Source organism: Actinotignum stranguriae, assembly GCF_051265215.1.
Lineage (GTDB): Bacteria > Actinomycetota > Actinomycetes > Actinomycetales > Actinomycetaceae > Actinotignum > Actinotignum schaalii_C.
Map to the genome: position 1 here is coordinate 1 of NZ_JBOZCJ010000018.1, position 23,668 is coordinate 23,668.

At 59.6% G+C, this 23,668-nt stretch carries 19 protein-coding genes and 2 CRISPR repeat arrays; of the genes, 9 read left to right on the forward strand and 10 right to left on the reverse strand.

The genetic code is table 11. From position 1 onward, the window contains the following. Positions 1 to 49: 49 nt before the first annotated feature. A CRISPR array of direct repeats spans positions 50 to 1,053; the repeat unit is 28 nt; unit sequence GAATTACCCCCGCTTGTGCGGGGAAGAG. 147 nt (positions 1,054 to 1,200) lie between these two features. After that, the gene (locus ACRQEG_RS06860) at positions 1,201 to 1,491 is read right to left on the reverse strand and encodes a hypothetical protein (RefSeq protein WP_320757860.1); all 291 of its coding nucleotides are present in this window, start codon (positions 1,489 to 1,491) and stop codon (positions 1,201 to 1,203) included. A gap of 168 nt (positions 1,492 to 1,659) precedes the next feature. On the opposite strand from ACRQEG_RS06860, the gene ACRQEG_RS06865 reads away from it, so the two are divergent. Continuing rightward, a complete protein-coding gene (locus tag ACRQEG_RS06865; RefSeq protein ID WP_320757861.1) occupies positions 1,660 to 4,431 on the forward strand; it encodes a DEAD/DEAH box helicase in 2,772 nt (923 codons plus the stop codon). Between the two features lie 177 nt (positions 4,432 to 4,608). Continuing rightward, positions 4,609 to 5,469, forward strand: a complete 861-nt coding sequence (locus ACRQEG_RS06870) for a YggS family pyridoxal phosphate-dependent enzyme (protein ID WP_435730938.1) — start codon at positions 4,609 to 4,611, stop codon at positions 5,467 to 5,469. Here the strand turns inward: ACRQEG_RS06870 and ACRQEG_RS06875 are convergent. Genes ACRQEG_RS06875 through ACRQEG_RS06885 form a run of 3 tightly spaced genes read right to left on the reverse strand, consistent with a single transcriptional unit; the run spans position 5,466 to position 8,547 of the window. Beyond that, a complete protein-coding gene (locus ACRQEG_RS06875) occupies positions 5,466 to 6,290 on the reverse strand; it encodes an ABC transporter ATP-binding protein (RefSeq protein WP_320757863.1) in 825 nt (274 codons plus the stop codon). The genes ACRQEG_RS06870 and ACRQEG_RS06875 overlap by 4 nt on opposite strands. Before the next feature lie 2 nt (positions 6,291 to 6,292). Beyond that, positions 6,293 to 7,438 (reverse strand): FecCD family ABC transporter permease, encoded by a 1,146-nt coding sequence (locus ACRQEG_RS06880; RefSeq protein ID WP_320757864.1) that lies wholly within the window; start codon positions 7,436 to 7,438, stop codon positions 6,293 to 6,295. Further along, positions 7,435 to 8,547 carry a FecCD family ABC transporter permease gene (locus tag ACRQEG_RS06885; protein WP_320757865.1) on the reverse strand — a complete coding sequence of 371 codons (1,113 nt, stop codon included), beginning with the start codon at positions 8,545 to 8,547 and terminating at the stop codon, positions 7,435 to 7,437. Before ACRQEG_RS06885 ends, ACRQEG_RS06880 begins: the two co-directional genes overlap by 4 nt. A gap of 134 nt (positions 8,548 to 8,681) precedes the next feature. Here ACRQEG_RS06885 and ACRQEG_RS06890 point away from each other — a divergent pair, with 134 nt between their 5' ends. Beyond that, complete coding sequence (locus ACRQEG_RS06890; RefSeq protein ID WP_320757866.1) at positions 8,682 to 9,722, forward strand: iron-siderophore ABC transporter substrate-binding protein; 1,041 nt, start codon at positions 8,682 to 8,684, stop codon at positions 9,720 to 9,722. 199 nt (positions 9,723 to 9,921) lie between these two features. Here ACRQEG_RS06890 and cas5e read toward each other — a convergent pair whose 3' ends face one another. From cas5e to ACRQEG_RS06910, 4 genes are read right to left on the reverse strand one after another with little or no spacing between them, the layout of a single operon-like run. Further along, positions 9,922 to 10,647, reverse strand: coding sequence for a type I-E CRISPR-associated protein Cas5/CasD (gene cas5e, locus ACRQEG_RS06895; RefSeq protein ID WP_320757867.1), 726 nt, complete (start codon positions 10,645 to 10,647; stop codon positions 9,922 to 9,924). Continuing rightward, positions 10,640 to 11,752: a type I-E CRISPR-associated protein Cas7/Cse4/CasC gene (locus ACRQEG_RS06900; protein WP_320757868.1), complete on the reverse strand. Its 1,113-nt coding sequence runs from the start codon at positions 11,750 to 11,752 to the stop codon at positions 10,640 to 10,642. Before ACRQEG_RS06900 ends, cas5e begins: the two co-directional genes overlap by 8 nt. A 23-nt stretch (positions 11,753 to 11,775) precedes the next feature. Then, positions 11,776 to 12,417, reverse strand: a complete 642-nt coding sequence (gene casB, locus ACRQEG_RS06905; RefSeq protein WP_320757869.1) for a type I-E CRISPR-associated protein Cse2/CasB — start codon at positions 12,415 to 12,417, stop codon at positions 11,776 to 11,778. A 2-nt stretch (positions 12,418 to 12,419) separates the two neighbouring features. Next, entirely contained in the window at positions 12,420 to 14,042 is a 1,623-nt protein-coding gene (locus tag ACRQEG_RS06910) for a type I-E CRISPR-associated protein Cse1/CasA (protein WP_320757870.1), read from the reverse strand. A gap of 251 nt (positions 14,043 to 14,293) precedes the next feature. Between ACRQEG_RS06910 and cas6e the strand changes: the two genes are divergently transcribed. The 5 genes from cas6e (at position 14,294) to ACRQEG_RS06935 (ending at position 20,582) form a co-directional block, all read left to right on the forward strand. Further along, the gene (cas6e, locus tag ACRQEG_RS06915; protein WP_320757871.1) at positions 14,294 to 14,968 is read left to right on the forward strand and encodes a type I-E CRISPR-associated protein Cas6/Cse3/CasE; all 675 of its coding nucleotides are present in this window, start codon (positions 14,294 to 14,296) and stop codon (positions 14,966 to 14,968) included. Next, positions 14,968 to 17,649 carry a CRISPR-associated helicase Cas3' gene (gene cas3, locus ACRQEG_RS06920; protein ID WP_320757883.1) on the forward strand — a complete coding sequence of 894 codons (2,682 nt, stop codon included), beginning with the start codon at positions 14,968 to 14,970 and terminating at the stop codon, positions 17,647 to 17,649. Before cas6e ends, cas3 begins: the two co-directional genes overlap by 1 nt. 2 nt (positions 17,650 to 17,651) lie before the next feature. Further along, positions 17,652 to 18,596 (forward strand): type I-E CRISPR-associated endonuclease Cas1e, encoded by a 945-nt coding sequence (cas1e, locus tag ACRQEG_RS06925; RefSeq protein WP_320757872.1) that lies wholly within the window; start codon positions 17,652 to 17,654, stop codon positions 18,594 to 18,596. 7 nt (positions 18,597 to 18,603) lie between these two features. Next, the gene (cas2e, locus tag ACRQEG_RS06930; RefSeq protein WP_320757873.1) at positions 18,604 to 19,068 is read left to right on the forward strand and encodes a type I-E CRISPR-associated endoribonuclease Cas2e; all 465 of its coding nucleotides are present in this window, start codon (positions 18,604 to 18,606) and stop codon (positions 19,066 to 19,068) included. Between the two features lie 147 nt (positions 19,069 to 19,215). Then, positions 19,216 to 20,282: direct repeats of the CRISPR family, unit length 29 nt; unit sequence CTCTTCCCCGCGCGAGCGGGGGTAATTCC. 51 nt (positions 20,283 to 20,333) lie between these two features. Then, positions 20,334 to 20,582, forward strand: a complete 249-nt coding sequence (locus ACRQEG_RS06935) for an Aca2/YdiL-like domain-containing protein (RefSeq protein WP_435733827.1) — start codon at positions 20,334 to 20,336, stop codon at positions 20,580 to 20,582. A gap of 218 nt (positions 20,583 to 20,800) precedes the next feature. Here ACRQEG_RS06935 and ACRQEG_RS06940 read toward each other — a convergent pair whose 3' ends face one another. Both ACRQEG_RS06940 and ACRQEG_RS06945 read right to left on the reverse strand, forming a co-directional pair. After that, on the reverse strand, positions 20,801 to 21,115 hold the full coding sequence (locus tag ACRQEG_RS06940) for a hypothetical protein (RefSeq protein ID WP_284901116.1): 315 nt from the start codon (positions 21,113 to 21,115) through the stop codon (positions 20,801 to 20,803). A 374-nt stretch (positions 21,116 to 21,489) separates the two neighbouring features. Continuing rightward, entirely contained in the window at positions 21,490 to 22,479 is a 990-nt protein-coding gene (locus ACRQEG_RS06945) for an aldo/keto reductase (RefSeq protein ID WP_320757874.1), read from the reverse strand. A gap of 159 nt (positions 22,480 to 22,638) precedes the next feature. On the opposite strand from ACRQEG_RS06945, the gene ACRQEG_RS06950 reads away from it, so the two are divergent. After that, positions 22,639 to 23,646: a diacylglycerol/lipid kinase family protein gene (locus ACRQEG_RS06950; protein WP_320757875.1), complete on the forward strand. Its 1,008-nt coding sequence runs from the start codon at positions 22,639 to 22,641 to the stop codon at positions 23,644 to 23,646. The last annotated feature ends 22 nt before the right edge of the window (positions 23,647 to 23,668 follow it).

The following is a 23,668-nucleotide window of genomic DNA, read 5'->3' on the forward strand; positions in this document are numbered from 1 at the left end:
CTCGTGCGGGGAAGAGCGCACAATAGCGGGCGGCTCTTTGATTAGCTCAGAATTACCCCCGCTCGTGCGGGGAAGAGTTTCGATAGCATTGCTAATCCACTCTGGAACGGGAATTACCCCCGCTTGTGCGGGGAAGAGCCTCAAGGGGTCGGCTCAAAACAAAAGGAAAAAGAATTACCCCCGCTTGTGCGGGGAAGAGGCAGCAGCATCATTAAACTGCCGACTCCAAGCGGAATTACCCCCGCTTGTGCGGGGAAGAGATTTTATTAAGCTTCTTTTTCCCTTCCGGGCTAGAATTACCCCCGCTTGTGCGGGGAAGAGATCATCGCCGGCGGTATCGGAGCGGGTGAGGAGGAATTACCCCCGCTTGTGCGGGGAAGAGCTACCCGCCCGGCGCGGGTAGCTAACCTGACAGGAATTACCCCCGCTTGTGCGGGGAAGAGTAAGGCCGTTTACTGTGAGTGCGGCCGCTGTGGGAATTACCCCCGCTTGTGCGGGGAAGAGGCGCGGGTCACCATTCGCCGCGGCCTTAATATAGAATTACCCCCGCTTGTGCGGGGAAGAGCCAAGCAGCGCGAGCCGCGACTGCCGGAGCTTAGAATTACCCCCGCTTGTGCGGGGAAGAGGTCATGATGCCCTGCGCTACCTTAATGGCCGCGGAATTACCCCCGCTTGTGCGGGGAAGAGCGATGGGTCAGATGGTGGTGTCTGATGTGGTGAGAATTACCCCCGCTTGTGCGGGGAAGAGTTATTATTCCCGATGAACTTAACCGGCGATTTGGAATTACCCCCGCTTGTGCGGGGAAGAGGGACTAACGACCTAACGGAGCTTTGGGAAAAAGGAATTACCCCCGCTTGTGCGGGGAAGAGGCGGTGGCTGTATATTGCGGCCCCCGATAATAGGAATTACCCCCGCTTGTGCGGGGAAGAGCGGATTCTAAGAAACCGGATTACATAACCGAAGGAATTACCCCCGCTTGTGCGGGGAAGAGCATTCACGAGGCGGATGTGCGGGCCGGTACTGGGAATTACCCCCGCTTGTGCGGGGAAGAGACTGGCTGACCTGGTTGTTTATCGGTTGCGGGCCCGGAAATCGCAATGGAACAGAGTTCCAGATTTGCGGCTCTCCGGGAAATGTGCCGGTACGCCGGATACTACAACCACACCAGTTCCCACGTCTCAAATCTAGCTTATTTCACCTCATCCATCTTCATCGCACACAGGGCCGCTCTCGCGATTAGCGTGTTTGATGATAGTGACAGTAGGCTTGTTAACCCGACTCCTCCATTCACGATGAATCGGCGAGGTGAGGAGCGAATCGATAGAACCTGCCGACCTCCCTAGCGGAGTGGCAGCATCCGTTTCCTTGTCAGCCGCATCCTTCACACCCATCCCAATAACCAGCATGCCATCCAAATCAAAAACAAGGCGACTGCCGGTACCCGTACTGTGCAGGGAAAAGCTCTGCTCGCGGGCGGCGTCGTCGTACATAAGAGTGAGACTGCCGGTACCCGCAGTAGATACAGCGCGCGAGTCCCGTCTGCACAGGAAAGATCCAACGCGGTCACATTGCTATCTTTCCCCAGAATTTACTGGACGCACACCTCGCCATCAGTTCCGGCAAATTTTTATGTCGTAGGAGTGTGGCACCCTTAAGTCATGAGTTCACAACAGTCAGATCAGCCCGGGGCCGCGGCGCTGCGCCCTCGTCCGCAACTCAATGTTGCCCTGGACCTTCTGGAGGATAAGTATGGGCTCAACCCGCCTGATGATGCGCTTTATGAGGCTTTCACCCAATGGGCGGAAAGCACCGGGCGGCCGCTTTACCCCCATCAGGAAGAAGCGCTGCTCGCCGCTATTGATGATGCTCATATGATTGTTTCCACACCCACCGGCTCGGGGAAATCACTCATCGCACTCACCGCCATTTTCTGCGGGCTCGCGCGCGGAAAAACCGCGTATTACACCGCGCCTCTCAAGGCTTTAGTGTCGGAAAAGTTTTTCGAGCTCATCAATGTTTTCGGTGCCGATAACGTGGGGATGGTGACCGGGGATTCCACCATTAATGCCGGCGCTCCCGTGGTGTGCGCCACCGCGGAAATCGTGGCGAACCTCAGTTTGCGTGATGGTGCTGCGGCGGATATCGGCGTGCTGGTCCAGGATGAATTCCACTACTACTCCGATCCGCAGCGCGGTTGGGCCTGGCAAGTTCCGCTTCTGGAACTCACCCACACACAGCAAGTACTCCTCTCCGCGACCCTGGGGGATACCACCTGGCTGGCAGAGGATCTTGAGAAGCGCACCGGGCGCGCCGTCGAACTTATGAGTAACGCGGAACGGCCGGTACCACTGTCCTTCTCCTATTCCTATCAGCCGCTCGGCGAACTCCTCCTGGAACTCACCTCCACGCATCGGGCGCCTGTATATGTGGTGCATTTTTCGCAGCGGGAAGCGGTGGCGCAGGCCCAAGCTCTCCTCACCCACGCGCTCGTTTCCAAGGAACAGAAAGCCCGCATCCACGAAGCCCTCGGGGATTTTTCCTTCGGTCCCGGTTTCGGGAAAATTCTCTCTAAGCTGCTCCGTTCCGGTATTGGCGTGCACCACGCGGGCCTCCTCCCCCGCTATCGGCGGCTCGTGGAAAAACTAGCGCAGGCGGGCCTGCTTCCGGTTATTTCCGGTACAGATACCCTCGGGGTCGGCATTAACGTGCCTATTCGCACTGTTGTGATGACCGGGCTGGCTAAATTTGATGGCCAACGCAGTCGCCACCTGAGCGCGCGTGAATTCCACCAGATCGCGGGACGGGCCGGGCGGGCCGGATTCGATACTAAGGGTGATGTGATCGTGCAAGCACCCGAATTTGAAATTGAAAATGCGCGGCTGGTGGCCCGCGCCGGGGATGATCCGGTCAAGCAGCGTCGCATTCAAAAGAAGAAACCCCCGGAAAATACGGTGCTGTGGTCGGAAAAAACTTTTGAGTATCTCAAGGGTGCCGCTCCGGAAACTCTTACGTCCCAGATGCGGGTCTCCCACTCGCTCATGCTCAATTTGTTCCAGCGCCCGGGGGATAACGTGGCGGCCGTCACCAAGTTACTCACGGATAATCACGAACCGCGCACAGCGTCGAATCAATTGATTCGCCAAGCCACCCGCATTTATATGTCTCTGGAGCGCGCCGGGGTGATCATCCACCACACTCCGCAATGGATGGCCGAGCATCCGGGGCACTCCCCCATCGAATACACGCGTGAAGTTCCCTATGATTTCTCCTTGAACCAGCCGCTGGCACCCTTCGCGCTGGCCGCGCTGGATATCCTTGATCCGGATAGTCCGGAGTACGCCCTCGATGTTATTTCGGTTATCGAGGCGGTTCAGGATAACCCCATGCAGGTTCTGTACGCGCAGGAACGCGCAGCGCGTGGGCGCGCCATCGGGCGCATGAAAGCCGCGGGCATCGGCTATGACGAACGCATGGCCGAAGCAGATAAAATAACCTGGCCGCAACCGCTCGCGGAAGAACTTGGCGCGGCGCTTCAAATCTACCGGCAGACCAACCCCTGGGTGGATGATTTCCAGCTCTCCCCCAAGTCCATCGTGCGGGAAATGATCGAAAACGCGATCACCTTCTCTGAGTTTATTTCCCGCTATGACCTGGCCCGTTCCGAAGGAACCCTGCTGCGTTACCTAACAGATACCTACAAAGCGCTGCGCCAAACCGTTCCCCTGGAAGCCCGCACCCCGGATCTTGAAGACATGACCAACTGGCTGGGAAGCCTGGTGCGCTCGGTGGATTCCAGTTTGCTGGACGAATGGGAAGCCCTGCGCGATGGCCGTATCACCGCCACGGAGATCGCCAATCTTGACAGCAGCGCAGGTGGCGCCCGCGAGCGCGCTTTCGGGGCGGATGAGGATGGCAAGGTCACGCTCTCGCGCAGCCCACACGCACTGCGGGTCTCCATCCGCAATGCGCTTTTCCGCTTCGTGGAAGCCGTGGCGCACGAAAATCTCGACTGGCTTGATCGCGCGGCCCTGGATGACGGAGCCGGAGTGGCCCGCGGGGATGGCATCCCGCTCTGGGTGGGCGGGCCGGTCTGGGATGGCGACACCTGGATGGATGCTACCGACGCCTATTTCGATTCCTACCAGGAAATCGGCATCGGGCCCGAAGCGCGTTCCGCCCAACTCGTCACCATGCTGGAACACCCCGACCGAGCCGACTTCATCACCGCCGGCGTCCCTGCGGAACACGTGGATAGCGTGATGGACAACCTGACTTCTGCAACCGGGCGCCTGCGCGCCTGGTTAGTGCGTCAAGTTTTTGACGACGGCGCAGGTGACAACTCCTGGGGATTCTGGGCAGTCGTGGACCTTGAGGCAAGCGATGAAGCCGGGCACGCCATCCTCGACATTATTAGCGTGGGAGAACTATGAGGCAGCTACTGCACCTGCCACCGCTACCCCGGTAATGAGGATATATGCGAATTCGGTGAACAATGCGCCAGTTCTGAAACCATGCCACCAGTTCTGAGACCATGTCACCAGTTCGCGGCACAGAGACCTACTATAAACAACGGCGGATACCCGATACCTGTGGAGTTGACACAAACCATGACATATACGGAGCATGACAAGCTTGCTCGCCTTGCTGAACTTTCCGGCGTTACCCCGACCGCGGAGGAGATCCCCGGGCGCATCAACCTGGTGCGTGACGCCCTGCGTGGAGCGGAAGAAGCTGCAGGAATACCGCTGGGCACCGCTCGGCTCCAAATCGTGGTGAAACACCAGCCCATCACCGCCATCCGCGCCGCACTCGCCGCCGGCTCCCGCCTCATGGGCCAGAATTTCATCCAACAACTCCAGGAGGTAGAAGCCCAACTCGCAATACCCGGAACGGATGTGGAATCATCGGCACGCCTCATCCACGACGCCAGCACCTGGGAAGGCAGCGGTACCGCCCCGTCCAGTGCCGGAAACCCGCCCCACTGGACCCATGTCATCGGCCACGTGCAATCCAATAAAGCCGGGCGGGCCCTCGAACTGGCCGATTGCATCGAAACGGTGGACAGTCTCAAATTAGCCCAGCGCCTCAACCGACTCCAGGGCCGCCTGCGCGAAGAAGGCCACGCCCGCGGTCCCTTCTCTATTTACGTGCAAGTCAATTCCTCCGGAGCGACCAGCCAATACGGGGCCGACCCGGAGCGGGTAGAAGAACTTGTGGGCCAGATTGCGCAGCTCCCCCATCTGCGGGTAGACGGTCTCATGACGATCGGAGCCAATACCACTGATGTGCGGGACATCGCCCACTCTTTCGCCCTCGTGCGCGATCTTCGGGACAAGCTCCAAGGCGAGCACCCCACCGTGCGGGAACTCTCCATGGGCATGACCCACGATATGGGTATCGCCGTGGCTGAAGGTTCCACCCAAGTCCGCGTCGGCAGCGCCATCTTCGGACCCCGGCCCGCAGCCTAAATCCCTGCCGAAACCGGCACAACCATCGGGGTGCCCGTCACCGGATCCGGGATAACCACAGCGGTCAGCCCATAAATCTCCGCAATATTTTCGGGAGTGAAAACCTCAGCAGCAGAACCCGAAAAGGCAATACGCCCATCCTTCATCGCGATGACATGGGTGGCATAACGCGCCGCCTGATTCAAATCATGCAGAACCGCAACCAAAGTCCGCCCCTCCCGATTCAGGCGAGCACACAAGTCCAGAAGCTCAATCTGGTAGGCGATATCTAAATACGTCGTCGGCTCATCCAAAAAAATAATCGGTGTATCTTGAGCCAGAACCATCGCCACCCACACTCGCTGGCGCTCCCCACCCGAGAGCTCCCCCAGCAGCGCGTCGGCGAAATCCGCAGTGCCCGTAGCAGCCAAAGCCCGAGCAACCGCCTCCTCATCACGCGCCGAAGGCCGCGCAAACAAACCCTGGTGCGGATAACGCCCCCGGCCCACCAGCTCGGCAACCGTAATCCCCTCCGGAATATGCGGCGACTGCGGCAACAACGCCAGTTCCCGCGCGAAATCCCGCGAACCCAAGGCCGCGATATCCCGTCCATCCAGCAGCACCCGGCCGCGCGCCGGCGAAAGCAACCGCGCCAAACCGCGCAGCAGCGTGGACTTCCCGCACCCGTTCGCCCCCACAATAACCGTGAACGAACCATCCGGAATCACCACATTCAGATCCCGCGCCACCGCCACATCGCCGTAACCGAGACACAGATTCTCCCCGCGCAGCCGCGCCACACCGGCAGAAGCACCGACATACACATTTACGTTCTCGCGCATATTTATCGCCCCTTCCGTTGCGATATCACCACAACCAGCACGTAGAGGCCACCGACCACCGTGGTAATCGCACCCACCGGAACCGGCCGAGCTAGCGCAAATTGGGCAAACAGATCAGCCAGGAACAAAATCGAGGCACCCGCCAACGCGCTATGCACGAGCGAAATTCCGCGTCGCCCGGCCGTCACCCGCCCCACCTGCGGAGCAGCCAAGGCCACAAAAGCAATAGGTCCGGCCGCCGCCGTCACCACACACGTCAAAGCGATACCGACCGCGATGATCCCCCGGCGAGCCCTCTCGACCGGCAAGCCGTGCGCAGCTGCGGCGTCGTCGCCCAATTCCAGTTGCCGCAACGGCCGCACGCAACAGACCACCAACGGCACCAGGCACCCAAGAATCACCACCGCCGGCCCCACATTCGCCCACGAGGCCTGCCCGAGCGTTCCCGCGCCCCACACCGCAAGGCTCAGCGCCACCTCATCCGAAGCCCGCAACAGCAGCCAGGTATTCGCCGCGCTGAGCATCGCCGTCATACCAATCCCCACAATAATGAGACGGAATCCGGACACGCCATGCCGGTAGGCCAGCACATAAATAATTATTCCGACGACGACGCCACCTGCCAACGCGCCCACACTCACGGCAAGGGCTCCGCCCACGAGGAATGTCCGGGTGAGAATAACGCCGGTATAGGCACCAGCATTGAAGCCGATAATATCCGGCGAACCGAGCGGGTTACGGGTCAGAATTTGGAAGAGTGCACCCGACAGTCCGAGCGCTGCCCCGAAAACCACGGCGGCGAGGATCCGTGGCAGGCGCCACGTCAGAACCACCTGGGCCGCAAAATTCCCCTCACCTGCGGCAACCGCGCGTATCGAATCCGGGGTGAAGCAGGCGGCCACCTCGCCCAGGCTCAGGGGTAAGTCCCCGAGGAGCAGGGCGCCGAAGCCGCCGACCAGCAGGGCGAGACTCACCACAGCCGCAACCAGGCGGGAACGGCGGCGGCGTCGTATAGCGGAGTAGCGAGAACGCCTGGACCGGGCGGTTACTGGCGCTTCGGGAGCGGACTGGGGCGCGGCACTCGTATACGGCGCGGCGGAATACGCGGCTGTGGACTTGGGCGCCGCAGGCTGCGGCAACATACTCATAGCGCGAAAGCCTTTCGCCGGCGGACGAGGGAGATAAGAACCGGGGCACCCAGGAAAGCGCTCACCACGGAGACGGGAAGTTCACCGCTGGGGAGGATAATGCGCGCGAGGATATCCGAGGCCAGGAGCAGGGCTGGCGCCCAGATCGCGGACAGTCCCACGACCCATCGTTGATCCGCGCCAGCAAAGGAACGGATGGCGTGCGGTGCCATGAGCCCGATGAAAGAGATGGGGCCGGCAATAGCAACCGCCCCGCCGGTGAGGAGCGTCATCGCCGCAATACCGGCCAGGCGAATCGCGGTGACGTTCGCGCCGAGGGCGCGGGCGGTATCGTCACCGAGGGCGATGATATTGAGAGCCGGGGTGAGTGCGGCGGCCACGATGAGCCCGAGAGCGAGAAGCGGGAGGACCGGCAGAATCACCTCCCAGGGGCGGTTTTCCAACGTGCCGGCCGTCCAGACGAGGATTTCGTTGAAGGTGCGCGGGTCAGCGAGGCGTAGCACCCCCACGGTGCCGTTGAGCACAGCAGAAAGCGCCACCCCGGCCAGGATGAGACGAACCGGTTCCGCACGACCCCCACGGTGCGATCCGATAAGGAGAACCGCTGCGGTAGCCGCGAGTGCACCTACCACCGCCCACCACATGTACATGCTCGGCCGGCTGATGCCCCCGAGCGCGATGGCGAGGGTGACCGCAAAACCGGCGCCGGCCGAAACCCCGAGGATTCCCGGCTCCGCCAGCGGATTGCGCGAAATTGCCTGGATAAGAGCGCCCGCAACCCCGAGGGCTGCGCCGATGGCAATAGCTGCGATGGTGCGCGGCGGGCGCAAAGTAAGCACTGCTTGCGCGTCCATGGAATCGCGGTCTGCGCCGGAAAGAATAGTAAACAGTGTTCCCGGGGAGATGGGGCGGGCGCCGATGCAGATGGAGAGAATTGCCAGTACAAGAACAGCGATCACTCCGGCGATAAGAGCCGCGGAGCGCCGGCGCGCAATGGTACGGCCGGGGGCCGCGGGGGCCCGGTCCGGGTTCCGGTTGTCTTCGGAATGCGCGGGGGCGGGACAGGCGCGGCGTCGTACCGAAAAACGGTGGTGGACAGTGCTGTTCATAACGAGAACAGGCTACCCCAATTAAACAACGTCAGCGTATCCTAATAGGGCATCTGTGGTTTCAGTGACAACCACACGACCACCGCAGCCGCAGGTGTGTTCGGCCGCGAGTGCGGCATCCACGAAAGGAAGTTATGAAGAAGTCCCTGACCGCGTGGGCAGGCACCGTCCTGGTGGCTTGCCTGGCTTTTGCCGGATGCGGTTCTCAGAAGAGTAATGATTCTGCCAATTCCTCGGCGTCCCCTGCCTCCTCCTCCGCGGCGGCAAGCTCCGCAGCAGACGGGAGCGCCGCAACCGAGGCCGTGTTCCCCGCGACGATTGACACGAAGTTCGGTCCCGTTACCGTCAAGGAAGCCCCGCAGCGCGTGGTCGCTCTGGGCTGGGGCGATGCCGAAGTGGCGCTCTCGCTGGGCGTGCAGCCGGTGGGCGCGGCCGACTGGCTGGCTTTCGGTGGTAATGGCGTTGGCCCCTGGGTGAGCGAATCCTATGAGAAAGCCCCGGAGATTCTGGGCACCATGGAGCTTTCCTATGAGAAGATCGCGGCGCTCAAGCCGGATCTTATTCTCGATGTGAAGACGTCGGGCGATAAGGAACGCCACGATAAGCTTTCCCAGATTGCAACGACGGTCTCGCTGCCGGAGGGCGCGGATAATTGGCTTACCTCCACGAAGGACCAGGTCACCATGATTGGTGCGGCGCTGGGTAAGCCGAAGGCTGCCGCGGCGCAGCTGGATGCGGTGGAGAAGAAGTTCGCTGAGGTCACGGCCGCGCACCCTGATTGGAAGGGTAAGTCGGTGACGGTAGCAACCAAGACTTCTGAGGGTTGGGGCGCCTACCTGAAGGGTGATACTCGCCTGGAGTTCATGACGAAGCTGGGCTTCGTGCAGAACCCGAAGGTTCAGGAGCTGGCCACTGCCGATAGCGGTTTTGCCGTGCAGCTCTCCGCCGAGCAGCTCGATGCGATTGACGCGGATCTGATTGCCGCGTTCCCGATTTTCATTGATACCGCGCAGATTACCGACGACGCCACCTGGCAGAAGGTTCCGGCGGTTGCCGCCGGTCATGCCTTCGTGGTGGACGGTGACCTGTCCAATGCGTTCTCCCTGGGCACCCCGGCCGCGCAGCTGTGGGCCTTGGATAAGCTGACGCCGCTTATTGAGAAGGCTGCGAAGTAGCATCCTCGCGGCGAACCGCCTAAGTTACCCGCTACTGGCCTGCGCATAGATAGGCACAGAACGCCCCGGAAGGACCACTCATATGGGTGATCTTTCCGGGGCTTTTCTGTGGGGCGAAGTCACACTGTGGCGCGCGGGCGGGTTCACAGTCGCGACATGCTGGCATTCGCGACCACTTCGCGCCGTGACGCAACGGAACCTAGCGTTCCAGCAGCTCAGCTACCCGATTGAGCCATTCTTTCCGTTCGGTCACCACGTCCACCATGCTCGCGGTGCCGGGCAATGCCCCCGGCCCACTATCGGGCATATGTGGGGCCCGCGAATAGGTCCACACCTGTTTTTTCGCTTTCTCAAAAGACGGGTCACACACCGGGATCCGGTTGAGCATGTCATCCTCGCCGCGTCCCAGATAGAACGGGAACGACGGCGCAAAGGCTTTCTTCCCCAAGTAGGTCACGAAAGCAGGACTGCGCAACGCGGCATCCACCTCCTCCTGATGCCCCGGGCAGGTGACTCGCACGAGGAACTCGGCTCCGGCCAGGTAGGTGCGGCGGATGACCGCGTTCGAGTTTTGCTGATCCGGGGTGAAAGCCAGGTTTTTATCGGAATCACTTTGTTTCCGGATCCACAACTGGCGTGTTCGGAACTCGAGCTCGTCGTTGCGGAGGCCGCTTTTAGTAGCACGGGGATTAATGGTCTGGAATTCATTGATGAAACAGCCGGGACGATCAACCCGTACCGTAAAATCAGCTCCCTCCAGCCACTCTGGCCATTGTTCGCGCGGAGCACCTAAAGCGCCCGCGAGGAGCCCAAGGAGACCGGACCGTGTAGGCCGAGGCTCCGAGTTGACCACGTTCCCCGTCACTCGCGGCCCCGCCCAAGATTGCACGGGACTCGCTAGACGCAGGAATGTTGGATTACTCATTCTGGCCACCCAAGATCCACGCTACGACCGTGTCAACAAGGCCGTTCTTTGACGTGGGTTCCACCCCAAACAGCTCTTCTAGCTGGGGGAACGTTCCACTAAGGGCCAGTGCACTCCCGAAGTTATCGGGATCGAAGCGACGAGCAGCATGGAATTGGTCTCCGAGAGCCCGGACAGACGGTTCCAGGAATCCACCCTGGGAATCGTTAGCCTTCACCGGTGTTTCAAAACTGTAGGCGCAGCGGTAGCGCTGCTCTTCAGCAAGAACGACGACGGGCTGCGTGTACGGTGCCGTGGAATGCTCCTTACCGCGCGGCTGACCGTAAATAAGAGCGGTAATCATCTGACGTAGGTTTTCCTCTGCCTCCGGTTTGCCGAAAGCAGTCCAGCTAGCTTGGAGCTGTTCGCGATCAATGGTCACCGTGCGGTAGAAAATACCGCTGGTAAATTGGCTGATCCCTAGGTAGGTAGCCCCGCTGCGGGATTCTTCCCCGGTGAACTTATTCTGCTCACGGATATCGTCAACAGTCGAGAAATAGTCAGTGCCAATGGTGGCAGCGTGGGTGGTCACCGCAGGTGATACGCTCAGTGCCGCTTCTGTACCTTTCTCAGGTTTCGCCGCAAACATACGCCCAAAAGCGGCAATGGCGAGGGAACCGGTGCATCCGTTAAGCACGAACTCCGTATCAGGATCGACTTCGCCGGCCACGACCTGCGCCGCAACCTGGATCTCTTCCCCACTCAACCAGATCGAACGATCCGCTTCAGCAGCTCCCGCACCATCATCAGCATCGGCTTTCGCCTGCTTCTTGGTGAATTGACCGACGAGAGCGCGAGCCTTTGTCAGGGTTTTCTTCGGGTCCAGATCGGGGGAAAGCTTGAGTGCGGCGTCGCGAATAACTTCCTCAAGCTTGCCAGAACGCACTGAAACGTCAAGGCTGGCCTTTTCGTAAGCAACGCGTGCACCGCGTTTGATGGCCTGCGAGGAATGCATGGCGCGGAGAACGCCGCCTTCCATGAGGCGCTTGGGGGTTCCTGAATCGTCACGGTTGAGATTCGAGTAGCTGATCGGAGTAAGGAAATGCAGGGTTAGGTGACGGTACATGATTGGTCCTCTCGGTTATGGTTTTAGTTTTCAGAAGCTTTGGCAGGAACGGTTTCAGGTTGATCCGAAACCGCAAGTTGAGGTGCGGAATAGAATTCCTCTATTACTCGCATTCGAATGTGCTGAGATTGAGGTGACAGGCCGTTCCCCCAGCGCATCAACGTATCGGCAATATCGAAATAATTGACAGGAGGAACCGGACCCGGAATCGTTGATGCCACATCAAAAATTCGTTTGATGGATCGGGCTGCTTCTTCCATATCTTGGGTATGTAGGTACGCTAGGCGCGCGGCAATCATTCCTGGATTATCTGGTGAAACTGATTGTGCGCGTCCGTTTTTGTTCTCAGCGGTTGCCACGCGATATGCCCACCGCCCCAAACTGTTGCGGCGCTTACCCTCACTGGAATGAGGCACCCGGTCATATTCCGCGGCCAGGGCTGCCACCCGCAGCAAGGCATTACGTTGCTCGGGGCGTGCATCTTCGGGCACCGCGGGTAGGACATAGGGATAAGCACGCATTTGAGTGAACGGCGTTGCCCCTTGCCGAATCACAGCGCACGCAGCACGAGATCTAGGATTAGTCTTTTTCTCTTTAGCCCATTTTGTAACTTCAAGCAGCAACGCTTTCCAAGGCTCCCGTTGCGGGGTATCTATCTGCGTCATTGTTATTTCTCCTCATAAGCCGTGGGAACATCAAATTGTTTTGTGACAGCCCGAATATGACGAGCAACATTCGAATAAACTGCCGCGAAGAGCGCCGGATCTTGCCCCCGATAGGGTGCAATAGCTTCATTGAAAGCTCCGAGCGCAACCTGAGCAGCCCCGCCGCGAGCCGCACGGATTTCTTCAGGACGCCGCTCAGCGGTTGTCACTTGAGAAAGAAAATCTTCATAGGAGCGGGTGATCGCACGCCAGAAAATATCCGATGCCGAATCCCGATAGTTTTCAAGCGAGTCAAGAACGGTGGGCATTCCATTAGAGGCAACGGAGGCTGCCCCGCGTGCGCGTCGGAAAGGTTGGACCACGCAATAGTGCAGAGCCTGGATGAACTCTGCATGGCGCCGTACTTGGCCCTGTGCTCGATCAGATAGCCCGAAAGCCCATAGCTGCGGATCTGCCACATCAACCCGCGAGGAACGGATAACTGGAGAAGAAGCGGTCCCTTCGATGTAATGGCGGATGAATATCAACCGACAGTCAGAGGAGGAAACAATGCGATCATGTGCTTCGGCCACTTGTGCCAGTCTGCCGCGTGCGGCCCATTCCACCGCAAGATCCGTCGCATCCCTCCCTACGTCCATCCGCTGAGCCTTTAACTCGCCGGACTTATTAGGCAAATACAGGTAGAAGGGATCGCTCTGATCGCGCTCAACCCAATAAGCTTTTCGGCTCTCTTTCGTTGCTCCCGCTTCTGGGGGCACCCACGCCGGTGGAACGCCACCGATGCGCACACCGGCGAGCTCGTTATCCTCCCAGTAACAGGCAGCACTATTGGATGACCAGGTAGCCCGCCATAGTGGATGATCAGTCCCACCCCGAGATCCGGTTCGATCTGCCCATGCTGGTAAACCGTCGCCTTCTACCCACGAGCGTGGGATCATCGCTAAAAGCGTATGAAGAAGCGACGAGCCTTCCCAGATCAGTTCGGTAGCCGTCATGCCTACGCCGACAAAATGGAAACCAGGACTTCCCATTTCAGCTTTTTGACCAGCATAAGAGTTATTTCCAGCCGGCGAATAGCAGTGATAGGCGAGAAGATAAAGCGCGGCATCTTCCAGGGAAAGAGTGTCACGCTGTGTCAGCAGACTCCAGAATTCTTCACCTTGGTCGGAGATCATGGAAGGTAACAACTTCTTGAGCCGCAGCTCCCCTTTTCCGAGTTTGCGCTCATTATCTTTCGCATTACGCATCGGCTCAACGGGCCGTTGCATAAACGGCTGCCGGTCATCGAATAACAAAGACCCCGGTGCGAGTATTTCAATAGCTTTGTCAATCGCCTCGGGTTCAAGACCCTCCGAAAGAATGCGTTCCCAGTCGATCCGGAATGGATCCCCATGAGCATGATTAGATTGCCTTAAAACCACGGCAACGACCGCCGCTAACAGTCGCAACTCTGCACCATACACATAGCCCGGGACAGTTTTATCCAGGACCACCGGTTCGCGGCCCATTTTTTTGTCGGAGGACCCTTTTAGAATATGAGCATCGAGAAGCGCATCACGAACCGATAATCGTCCGCGTAGCGTAACCAGTAACGGAATGTCCGTCAAAGCATTGATTTTTTCCATGCTTCCTCTCCTTTGAGATGAAACGAGACTAACAAGAGAAGAAGGCGTTGTCAATCCATTTGACCCGTCTTTACATTTACGGTTCTCTCCGCTAATATGAAACTCAAGATAAGGGAGAAATCCAGCCTCGAAAACGCTGTTACCCCCGCTCACGCGGGGAAAGCGGCCTATCTAGGCAATCCATTAGACCCTGAAATACCCACGCTAGACGTGGAAACCGCTCGCTAAGAGCCTAGTCGACGGAGACGAATATGGCAGATCAACACACATCGGAACCTCAACCGATCTTCTTAACAAAAGTACCGGTGCATACCCTTCTCTCACGCGTGGCCCTGCACAAGCCAGAGCGCGGATGGACACTGAAGGATCCGCAAGTACGCCACCGCGCGATCATGGCACTCTTCCCACAGACCGGCGCGGAACACCCCCGGGCGGAGATGGGGATTCTTTTCCGCTTGGATCACGTTCCCGGAGATGCCCCATTCTTCCTTATCCAATCCCGCGAGCCGGTTCCGCAACTCAACCTCCCCCACGAGGCCGCGATGAAAGAGGTTGAACTCAAGGAACTCCCGGCTGGAACTCCAGTTTCGTTCCGCATCGCAATCAATGCGATTCAACGCATTGGAACCGGGGGAACTCGGTCAATTCCGCTTGACGGTGAGGAATCTGAACCTGGGGTCCCAAGCCTCTCTGAATGGCTGAGCGCAAAACTAGCCCCCGCCCTCACGAATACAGAGATCATTGACGCGCGGCGCGAAATTCTCACCACCGGTTCGGGAAAAAACAAACGCGCCGTCCAGATCGATACGATCAACGGAGTTGCCACCGTGGGAGATAGCGAAGCACTACTCACCGCCCAAACCAACGGGGTTGGACGTGCGAAAAGCTACGGTTGCGGGCTTCTCTCCATACAGGCACTATCGTGATGCGCACGCACCCCAACGTATGGGCAAAGCAGCGCGGTACGGAAACGTCCTACCCACTTCTCGCCCACTTGCTGGATACCGCAACTACTGCCGGAGTCCTCTACGAAACTTGGCTGAGGCCCGGTCTGCGCACAGTTCTCGGACCTGCGGGAAAACGGGAAGTGGTGGAATGGGTGGCCGGGTCTCATGACCTAGGAAAAGCCTGTCCGGTATTCCAATACCAGCAAACCCAGAAGGGGCCGCAGTGGGATGAGATTCGGACCGCGCTCCGTACTAACGAACCTCAACTTGGTGACATTTCCGAGTGGTCTCGAAACTTCTGTGAGGATTACGCTCCTGATATCCGCCACCATCAGAAAATGTCAGCGCTGCTACTGCATCGGAAGGCGATCATTCCCGATGCATATGCAGTACCGTCGTGGAAATACATCCCAGCACTCGGCCATCATGGCCATTTCGAGACCCCATCCTGGAACAGTGAAGAGACCAACTACCTTTTCGAAGACATGGAAGAAACCGGCTGGTTTGCCCTCGCCGATGATCTTATCTCCTGCTTGGAAGAAGGCATTGGCATAACCCAGGCTGAACTCTCGCCCACCGCAACAATCTTACTCTCCGGCCTCACCGTGCTAGCCGACCGCATTGCCTCGGGAACCGAATGGGTGGCCGCCCAGCAGGAATTCCTCGCGGCCGGGAAACTCACCCTTGATGACCCAACCGGGTGGATCACCGCATGCCGCGCCCGCGCCCGTGCCCGCGTCGAAGAAACCGTTGGGGTGTATCACGGCTGGGAATCCACAGAGCAAAGCCAGCGGGCAATCCTCGGAAAGCGCACCCCGCGCCCGCTCCAGAAAGAAGCCACCCGAGTAGGCTGCGGACTCTGGAATGTCATGGCCCCCACCGGCGTCGGCAAAACCGAAGCGGCTCTACTCCGACACGCCACCGCGAACGAACGCCTTATTTTCCTGCTTCCCACCCAAGCTACCTCGAATGCGCTCATGCGGCGTATCCAGCGTTACTATGCAGGCACACCAAATGTGGCTTCGCTCGCGCATTCCCTCGCCTCCACCGAAGATTTTTATAATCAACCGGTCACCATGGGGAATGACCGCAGCGAAGCCCCGGGCAAAGCCAGCATCACCTCCGCGGGGCACGGCACTAGCACAGCCGGTCTTTTCCCCACCGACTTCGTTCGCTCCGGAAGCTCCCGCCTCCTGGCACCCGTCTGCGTCGGCACAGTGGACCAGGCACTTCTGGGCGCCCTACCAGCAAAATGGACACACCTGCGGCTCCTCGCCCTGGCCAATGCCCACGTTGTTGTGGACGAAGTCCATACCCTCGATCAGTACCAGAGCGGTCTCCTCAGCAACCTTCTGCTCTGGCTGCGCGCCACGAACACCCGGGTCACCTTCCTTTCCGCCACCCTCGCCTCCGCTCAACGCGCCACCTACCTCGAGGCGTATACGGGCCAACCCCCGCAAGGCGAAGCGCACTTCCCCCTCCTGGAAAACCTGGATACCACCGGAACCCAGCTGCGGAGTATTCGCCCCGACGGCCCGCCCCGTACCCTCACTATTGACCGCAGTGCCGAAAAGTATTGCAAGCTCGTTAGTTCGCACCGCGATTGGGTGCGTGACCAGCGGCGGCGTTACCCCCAGGCCCGCATCGGAGTCATGTGCAATACAGTTGCGCGTGCCCAGGAACTCACCCGAGCGCTCGCCGCCGAGGGCAACGTTGTTATCCTCCATTCCCGCATGACAGCTGAGCATCGCCGTCGTAACGCTGAACTCCTCGAACACGAAATCGGTTCGGGTAGCACGGGCGCGGCGCTCACGGTTATCGGAACCCAGGCAATCGAAGCCTCCCTAGATATTGACCTCGACCTGCTTCGCACCGAGCTATGCCCGGCCGCATCCCTCATTCAGCGTGCCGGGCGCCTGTGGCGTTCCGCCGATCCGAACCGCGCCACCCGAGTGCCGGGACTGAGCGGGCCGCGAGTGTCCGTCGTCGCTATTAATGGCAGCGAGGGGCAACAGCTACCGTACCTAGCCAGCGAACTTGCGCGCGTGGAGAAATGGCTCAAAGAACACAACAACATCCGAATCCCGGAGGATTGCCAGGAATTTGTAGATACTGGCACCCTGCTGCTGGCGGATATTGAGGAAGATAAACCCGATGAACTCAATGAATTCGCGAAGAAATCGCTGGCGGCAATCCGCGCTCGGAACGCTACGTACGATATGAAGGAGTGCCTGAGCGAAAGTTCCCAGGTGAAATCCTTCGCTGCCATGACGCAGCGTGATAAAAACCTCGGGGACGAGCGCTCAACCAGACTCATCGAAGTAGAAACCACCCGCCTGATTGTATGCGGTGATCCGGATATTATCCCCGGCGCGTGGACCGGTGCCCCTGAAGATTTGGGGAAGCTGCGCGGCAGTGACCGTGAAGGCATACGCAGCGCTTTGCGTGCGTCCGTTCCGGTCACGGTTACGGGTCGTGCGAAAACACTGTTTACGGATGCGACATCGCTTGAAAATGCGCCGTCGCTACTCTGCCGCTACCACGTTTTAAACGACGGCGCAGCTCATTACGATCCGCTCATCGGGCTCGTTGTGCCGGGTAGCATTCCGGATCCCCACTGCTCGGGCGCACCGGCACAGTCCGCCACCGGGAAGGAGTAAACATGGCTTACTCAGATGAGGCTCTGGCCTTCCGCACTATCAAGGCGAGCGAGCAGGTGCGCCTTGAGGACCGGGTCTCCTTCCTCTACCTCGAATACGTGCAAATCCGCCAATCGCGCACGGGCGTGGTGGCCTACGATGCCGGCCGGGAAGGGAAGAATGGATCCTTGGAAGGCACCCGTGCCCGGGCGATCCAACTCCCGGTAGCCGGGTTAGCAGTGCTTACCTTGGGCCCCGGAACCTCAATTTCTAGCGCAGCGCTGACCTCCTGTGCCCGTGCGGGAACCACCGTTCTTATCACCGGCGGAGGAGGCGTGCCCCTGTATACCCACGCCACGCCGCTCACCTCGAGCGCACGATGGGCCATTGCACAAGCCCGGCTGGCGAGTAATGAAGCCCGGCAGCGCGAAGCCGCGCTGGTGCTCTACAAAAAGCAGCTGGGGGTGGAGAATGCGCCTGGTAGTTCTATTGCAACGATGCGCGGGCTGGAGGGGCAGCTCATGCGCAATACTTACCGCACGATGGCAGCAAAATATGGAACCGGGAGCTTCGCACGTGATACTTCCTCGGACGACCCGGTCAATGCCGGCCTGAACTTGGCGAATTCAATACTCTACGGGTGCGCAGCTTCCGTGTGTGCGGCGCTGGGGATCAACCCGGCGCTGGGGATTATTCACCGCGGTGATGCGCGCTCCTTACTTTTTGATCTCGCGGATCTGTACAAACCGAGCGTGACGATCCCTCTGGTGTTCGCGGCGGCGCGCGAAGACGACCCCATGACGGCGGTCCGCAAAGCGGTGCGCAGAGCTATCGTGGAGCACCGAATTCTTCCCGATATGCTCGCCACCATCATGGACATCCTCCAGCCTTTCCTCCCCGCACGTGACGACGACCGACTCATCTCCGGTAATAACGTCGAAGTCGCCGGCCACATCCAGTACGGATAAGGAGGCTGTGTTGTTCGTTGTTGTTAATGCGGTCGCCATCCCAGATCACCTGCGCGGATACTTGAGCAGGTTTCTTTCCGAGGTTACCACCGGATTATACGTGGGAGTTGTTTCCGCGCGAGTGCGGGACAATTTGTGGGAACGTGCCGTATCCGCCGCTGGTTCCGGCAGCCTCACTCTTATTTATAACGACGCCGCCCGTGAGCAAGGCTTCGTGCTGCGCAGTACGGGAACCGGCAGTCGCCCAGTCCTTGATCTGGACGGCATGCTACTTATCGGGACGGGTGCGGAGGATGCAGTTGCTACGGAAGCAGTTGACGTCGATCTACCAGGTGCTTCGCTCAGCTCTCCTGATTCGGTTAGCGCTGCACCGATTCATCGCGAACGGAGAAGCCGGGTTCGCAAGCGCACGGTCACTATAGTCAAACGGGATCATCGAGAGCACGATCCTGTGTCCGATAAAGATAGGTAGGGCGAAATAAGCTAAATTTGAGGGGTGGGAACTGACGTGGTTGCTGTGCCCAGCACACCGGCGCATCTCCCGGCGAGCCGCAAATCTGGAACTCTGTTCCATTGCGATTTCCGGGTCCGCCGCAGATAAACAACCAGGTCAGGCGGACTCTTCCCCGCGCGAGCGGGGGTAATTCCCGCCGCTCCGGCCGCGGATATTTCCACCCGAGCTCTTCCCCGCGCGAGCGGGGGTAATTCCTGTTTCGAGCATGGCGCAGCGCGGCAATGCCTCTCTTCCCCGCGCGAGCGGGGGTAATTCTAATTGCAAGGGTAATCCAGGTGAGGGGGTTAGCTCTTCCCCGCGCGAGCGGGGGTAATTCCCAAATGCCCGCCGTTCAATTTGAGCGTGAATACTCTTCCCCGCGCGAGCGGGGGTAATTCCACGCTGCCCTATCTCTGCGGATGGCGCAAGCGCTCTTCCCCGCGCGAGCGGGGGTAATTCCGTCGGTGTTAATGGCGAGCTCTTCGGCGATCTCTCTTCCCCGCGCGAGCGGGGGTAATTCCACGATCACGTTGAAGCCGTCCGGGACGATACCCTCTTCCCCGCGCGAGCGGGGGTAATTCCGATTGAAGCACAACAGGAACGGATCCGGTTCACTCTTCCCCGCGCGAGCGGGGGTAATTCCCGTGGGCGACGCCTACTACGGCAACAACAATTCTCTTCCCCGCGCGAGCGGGGGTAATTCCTACGCCTTGCACGGCGATGCGGGCGCCGCGCGCTCTTCCCCGCGCGAGCGGGGGTAATTCCGTGAAGATGTCACTTCATGATGAGCAGGCTTACTCTTCCCCGCGCGAGCGGGGGTAATTCCCGTTAAGGGATTCTTTAGCGACCTATGGACGACTCTTCCCCGCGCGAGCGGGGGTAATTCCATCTCGCGATTCCGCTGCTCCACCTGGTCGGCCTCTTCCCCGCGCGAGCGGGGGTAATTCCTGGCATCTGCCGGAATTCGGAGTATCGCGGCCCTCTTCCCCGCGCGAGCGGGGGTAATTCTGGCATAAGAGAATACCGTTACAGGCGCAATGCGCTCTTCCCCGCGCGAGCGGGGGTAATTCCCAGAAAGATTGGTCTCCGGCAGGGTACCGAATCTCTTCCCCGCGCGAGCGGGGGTAATTCCACCCATGACACGTAGCCACGCTTGGGCGTGGTCTGTTCCCTGCGCGAGCGGGGGAAATTCCATTGATAGGGCGCTACGGTGCCCTATCACCGTATATAAGTAGCATTGAACCATGGATAAAGACATTTTCGCCGCTAGCCGGCGCCGCCTGCACCTATCAGTAAAGCAATGCGCCGCGGCCCTCGACGTCTCACCCCGCACCCTGCGCGCCTGGGAATCCGGAAGTGATCCTATCCCGCCCGGCGTCGCTGATGACCTCGCCGCGCTCATGCAGTGGCCCGCGCCACCTCACGCAAGCGACAGTAACCCTTCCCCGCGCAAGCGGGAAATTATCAAGAACGCGTTAAACCGGAATGACTGATGCAAGCGCATCTGGTGACTACTAAGTCAGAAACTGATAGCGTAAGCGCTTATATAACCATGTTTCAGGCAAGCGTATTCCAAAGCAATTTCTCGTGGATTTCGAGAGTGAAACAGGTTTAACCAGTGTGCCGTGATTGTCATGGAAACTCCCCAAACAGCACACCTATGATTAATTCACAACCACACCGTCAACCGCCTACTTGCCAATGGCCGTGATTATTTCTGATGCGGGTGCCCTGCCTGGCACGCGAAAAAAGCCGAAGCGGCTTTCAGGAGTTCGTTGACGTCGCGTAGTTCTTGGTTCTCCCGGCGTAGACGCATGTTCTCCGCGAGCACGTCTTCTTCCACCCACCTGACCGGCCCGTCCTTACGGGCTTGCTGAACCCATCGGCGGGCTGTGTGCCACGAAACATCAAATTTGGGTGCCACAGCCTTGCAAGCATCTTGTAAGGATATGCTCTCGGCGAGGATCCGCTTCTCAACAAGGCGGATAACACGATCCTTAGCTTCCTGATCAAATTTCTTCGGCATAATCCAGATGTCCTTATCTACTCAAAAGGAAGAAACCCTCGGTCAGCTCACTTTCCCACACTCCCTTTTCGTTGAGATGAAACGAGACTACCAGAAAGAAAGTACAGTACCAATACCCTTGACCCGTTCAAATAATAAACCCTTCCGCTAATGCGAAGCTAAACACAAGAACAATGACGCAAAAGAGGTACTGTTACCCCCGCTCACGCGGGGAAAAGCGGCCTGCCTAAGCAAGACACTAGACCCTGAAATACCCACGCCTTGGCGTGGAAAACCGCTCGCTACGAGCCTAGTCGATGGAGGCGAACCTGGAAAACCAACACACATGAGAACTTCTGCCAATCTTCCAAGCCCGACGGCCACCCCCACAAGCCCTAAAAGAGCGCGATTTTCTCCGGCGGCGGGAAAATCGCGTCGAGCTCAGTTAGGTCCGCACTGCTCGGCTCCCACACCAGGGAGGCTGCATTCTGGCGGACTTGCTGCGGCGTCGTCGCACCGGCAATAACGGAGGCCACGCACGGACGCGCGGCCAACCACGACATCGCCACCTGCACCGGCGTCAAGCCGCGCCCCTGCGCGAACGCAACAAAAGCCTCGATCTGATCCCAGTCCGTGGACTCCAGCAGTGCCGCCTTCGAGTGCGCAATCCGCGAGCCTTCCGGAGCCGCACCGCGCCGATACTTACCCGTCAGCAACCCGTTTGCCAGCGGGAAATACGGGAAAATTCCCAGGCCGAACCGCTGCGCCGCCGGAACCACCTCGAGTTCTGCGCGCCGATCAATCAAGTTGTAATGCGACTCTGTAGCAATCGGGCCCACAAGCCCCCGAGCAGCCGCCAGGTGCGAAGCGTCAGCAAGCTGCCAGCCGGCGTGGTTCGACGTCGCGTAATACCGAATCTTTCCCGCCCGCACCGCATCCGACAGCGCCTCGAGCGTCTCCTCGGGCGGCGTCACACCATCCGGCGTGTGATAAAAATACAGGTCAATCGCCTCCACGCCGAGCCGGCGCAAGGATGCCTCCAAAGCCCGCGTCACGTAGCGTCGCGAACCGCGCGCCCCGTAATCCGCGCCGTTGCGCCCCCGCATATCCATACCAAATTTTGTTATCACGACGACGTCGCGGGCCCGCTCACCCGCTTCCCGCAGCGCCCTCCCGAACATTAATTCCGAAAGTCCAGGTTCTTTGCCGTACACATCGGCAAGGTCAAAGGTGGTGATTCCTTCTTCAAGGGCGGCCCGCACGACGGCATTCGTGCCTTCTTGTGTTTCGGTTCGTGTGTGGGCGCGGCCAAAATTATTACCACCGATGCCGACGGCGGATACCATCAGGCCGGACTTCCCTACCGGGCGATACGTCATTGTCATACCGCCAGCCTAGCGGACACCGAGCGCGCGCGTTCCGTAGCTCGGTTACGATAAGGGAACAGTGCTCACCTGTGAGCGGTGTTTTCGGGCGCGGCCCCGGCAGGGAATCATGAGGCTCGGAGCGCGCCACCACCACCGAGGGAAAGAGGGCTTGCCACTATGTCAGATTCTGCGGCGCAGCAGCACCAGCACAACGGCTATCCGGAGGGGCAGCGCCAGATCCGCCGCGTCGTCCTCCTCACCAACCCGACCGCGGGAAAGGGCCGCGCCACTTCTCTAGCTGCCCATATCACAGCCGAACTGCTCAAACATGGCGTTGATGTGGTAGGAAACTACGCCACCACCGTCGCGGAAACTCGTAAGAACGCCAGGGCAGCACTGGCCGATCCCGGCATTGACGCCCTGGTGGCCTGCGGCGGGGACGGGCTGGCGAATCTCATCGTGCAGGAGCAGGCCGGCACCGGCAAGCCGCTCGGCTTAGTCGCGGGCGGAACCGGGAACGATATTGCGCGCGGCCTGGGCATTCCCCTCGATGTGCGCGCAGCGGCCCGGGTCATCGCATCCGGATATACACTGATGACCGACCTTGGCCTGGCCACCCGCGAAGTAAACGGTGTTTCCCAACCCGAGCGCCGCTATTTCGCCTCAATCCTCGCCGCGGGTATCGATACCCGCATTAACGCGCGGGCGAAGGAGATTCGGTGGCCGGGAGGTTCGGCCGCCTATTTCCTCGCGGTTCTTGCCGAAGTCGCAGCCATGCGCACCACCCCACTCACCTTGAGCATCGACGGCGGCGAACCCTTCACCCTAGAAGCTACCCTGTGCGCGGTTGGCAATACCCGCAGTTACGGAGGCGGGATCCGAATGTGCTCGCACGCGGATCCGCGTGACGGCAAGCTGGCACTTACCGTCGTCGGCCCGGTATCGCGCCGCACCGCGGCTCGCAACCTCCGCAATATCTACACCGGAAATTTCTCCAAACTGCAAGATATCGTCACTCAAATCCAGGTAAACAGTGTTCGCCTGGAGATGCCCGACCTTATTCCGGCGGTCGATGGCGAAGACCTCTTCCCCACTCCGCTCACCGTGACGGTGGCCGCTGGTGCCGGTTGTTTCCTCGTCCCGCCGCCGCGCCAGTATCGAGCCCAGAAGCACAAAACGAACTAGCCCAACCCCGCGGGCGTCGCTC

Bases quoted from the DNA above. Each gene is read 5' to 3' on its own strand.
- ACRQEG_RS06865 (WP_320757861.1), top strand. From the start codon at position 1,660: ATGAGTTCACAACAGTCAGATCAGCCCGGGGCCGCGGCGCTGCGCCCT.
- ACRQEG_RS06870 (WP_435730938.1), top strand. From the start codon at position 4,609: ATGACATATACGGAGCATGACAAGCTTGCTCGCCTTGCTGAACTTTCC.
- cas5e (WP_320757867.1), bottom strand. From the start codon at position 10,647: ATGAGTAATCCAACATTCCTGCGTCTAGCGAGTCCCGTGCAATCTTGG.
- cas1e (WP_320757872.1), top strand. From the start codon at position 17,652: ATGGCTTACTCAGATGAGGCTCTGGCCTTCCGCACTATCAAGGCGAGC.
- ACRQEG_RS06950 (WP_320757875.1), top strand. From the start codon at position 22,639: ATGTCAGATTCTGCGGCGCAGCAGCACCAGCACAACGGCTATCCGGAG.
- ACRQEG_RS06875 (WP_320757863.1), bottom strand. From the start codon at position 6,290: ATGCGCGAGAACGTAAATGTGTATGTCGGTGCTTCTGCCGGTGTGGCG.
- ACRQEG_RS06885 (WP_320757865.1), bottom strand. From the start codon at position 8,547: ATGAACAGCACTGTCCACCACCGTTTTTCGGTACGACGCCGCGCCTGT.
- ACRQEG_RS06890 (WP_320757866.1), top strand. From the start codon at position 8,682: ATGAAGAAGTCCCTGACCGCGTGGGCAGGCACCGTCCTGGTGGCTTGC.
- cas6e (WP_320757871.1), top strand. From the start codon at position 14,294: ATGGCAGATCAACACACATCGGAACCTCAACCGATCTTCTTAACAAAA.
- ACRQEG_RS06935 (WP_435733827.1), top strand. From the start codon at position 20,334: ATGGATAAAGACATTTTCGCCGCTAGCCGGCGCCGCCTGCACCTATCA.
- ACRQEG_RS06910 (WP_320757870.1), bottom strand. From the start codon at position 14,042: ATGGAAAAAATCAATGCTTTGACGGACATTCCGTTACTGGTTACGCTA.
- ACRQEG_RS06880 (WP_320757864.1), bottom strand. From the start codon at position 7,438: ATGAGTATGTTGCCGCAGCCTGCGGCGCCCAAGTCCACAGCCGCGTAT.
- ACRQEG_RS06900 (WP_320757868.1), bottom strand. From the start codon at position 11,752: ATGTACCGTCACCTAACCCTGCATTTCCTTACTCCGATCAGCTACTCG.
- ACRQEG_RS06945 (WP_320757874.1), bottom strand. From the start codon at position 22,479: ATGACAATGACGTATCGCCCGGTAGGGAAGTCCGGCCTGATGGTATCC.
- casB (WP_320757869.1), bottom strand. From the start codon at position 12,417: ATGACGCAGATAGATACCCCGCAACGGGAGCCTTGGAAAGCGTTGCTG.
- ACRQEG_RS06940 (WP_284901116.1), bottom strand. From the start codon at position 21,115: ATGCCGAAGAAATTTGATCAGGAAGCTAAGGATCGTGTTATCCGCCTT.
- cas3 (WP_320757883.1), top strand. From the start codon at position 14,968: ATGCGCACGCACCCCAACGTATGGGCAAAGCAGCGCGGTACGGAAACG.
- ACRQEG_RS06860 (WP_320757860.1), bottom strand. From the start codon at position 1,491: ATGTACGACGACGCCGCCCGCGAGCAGAGCTTTTCCCTGCACAGTACG.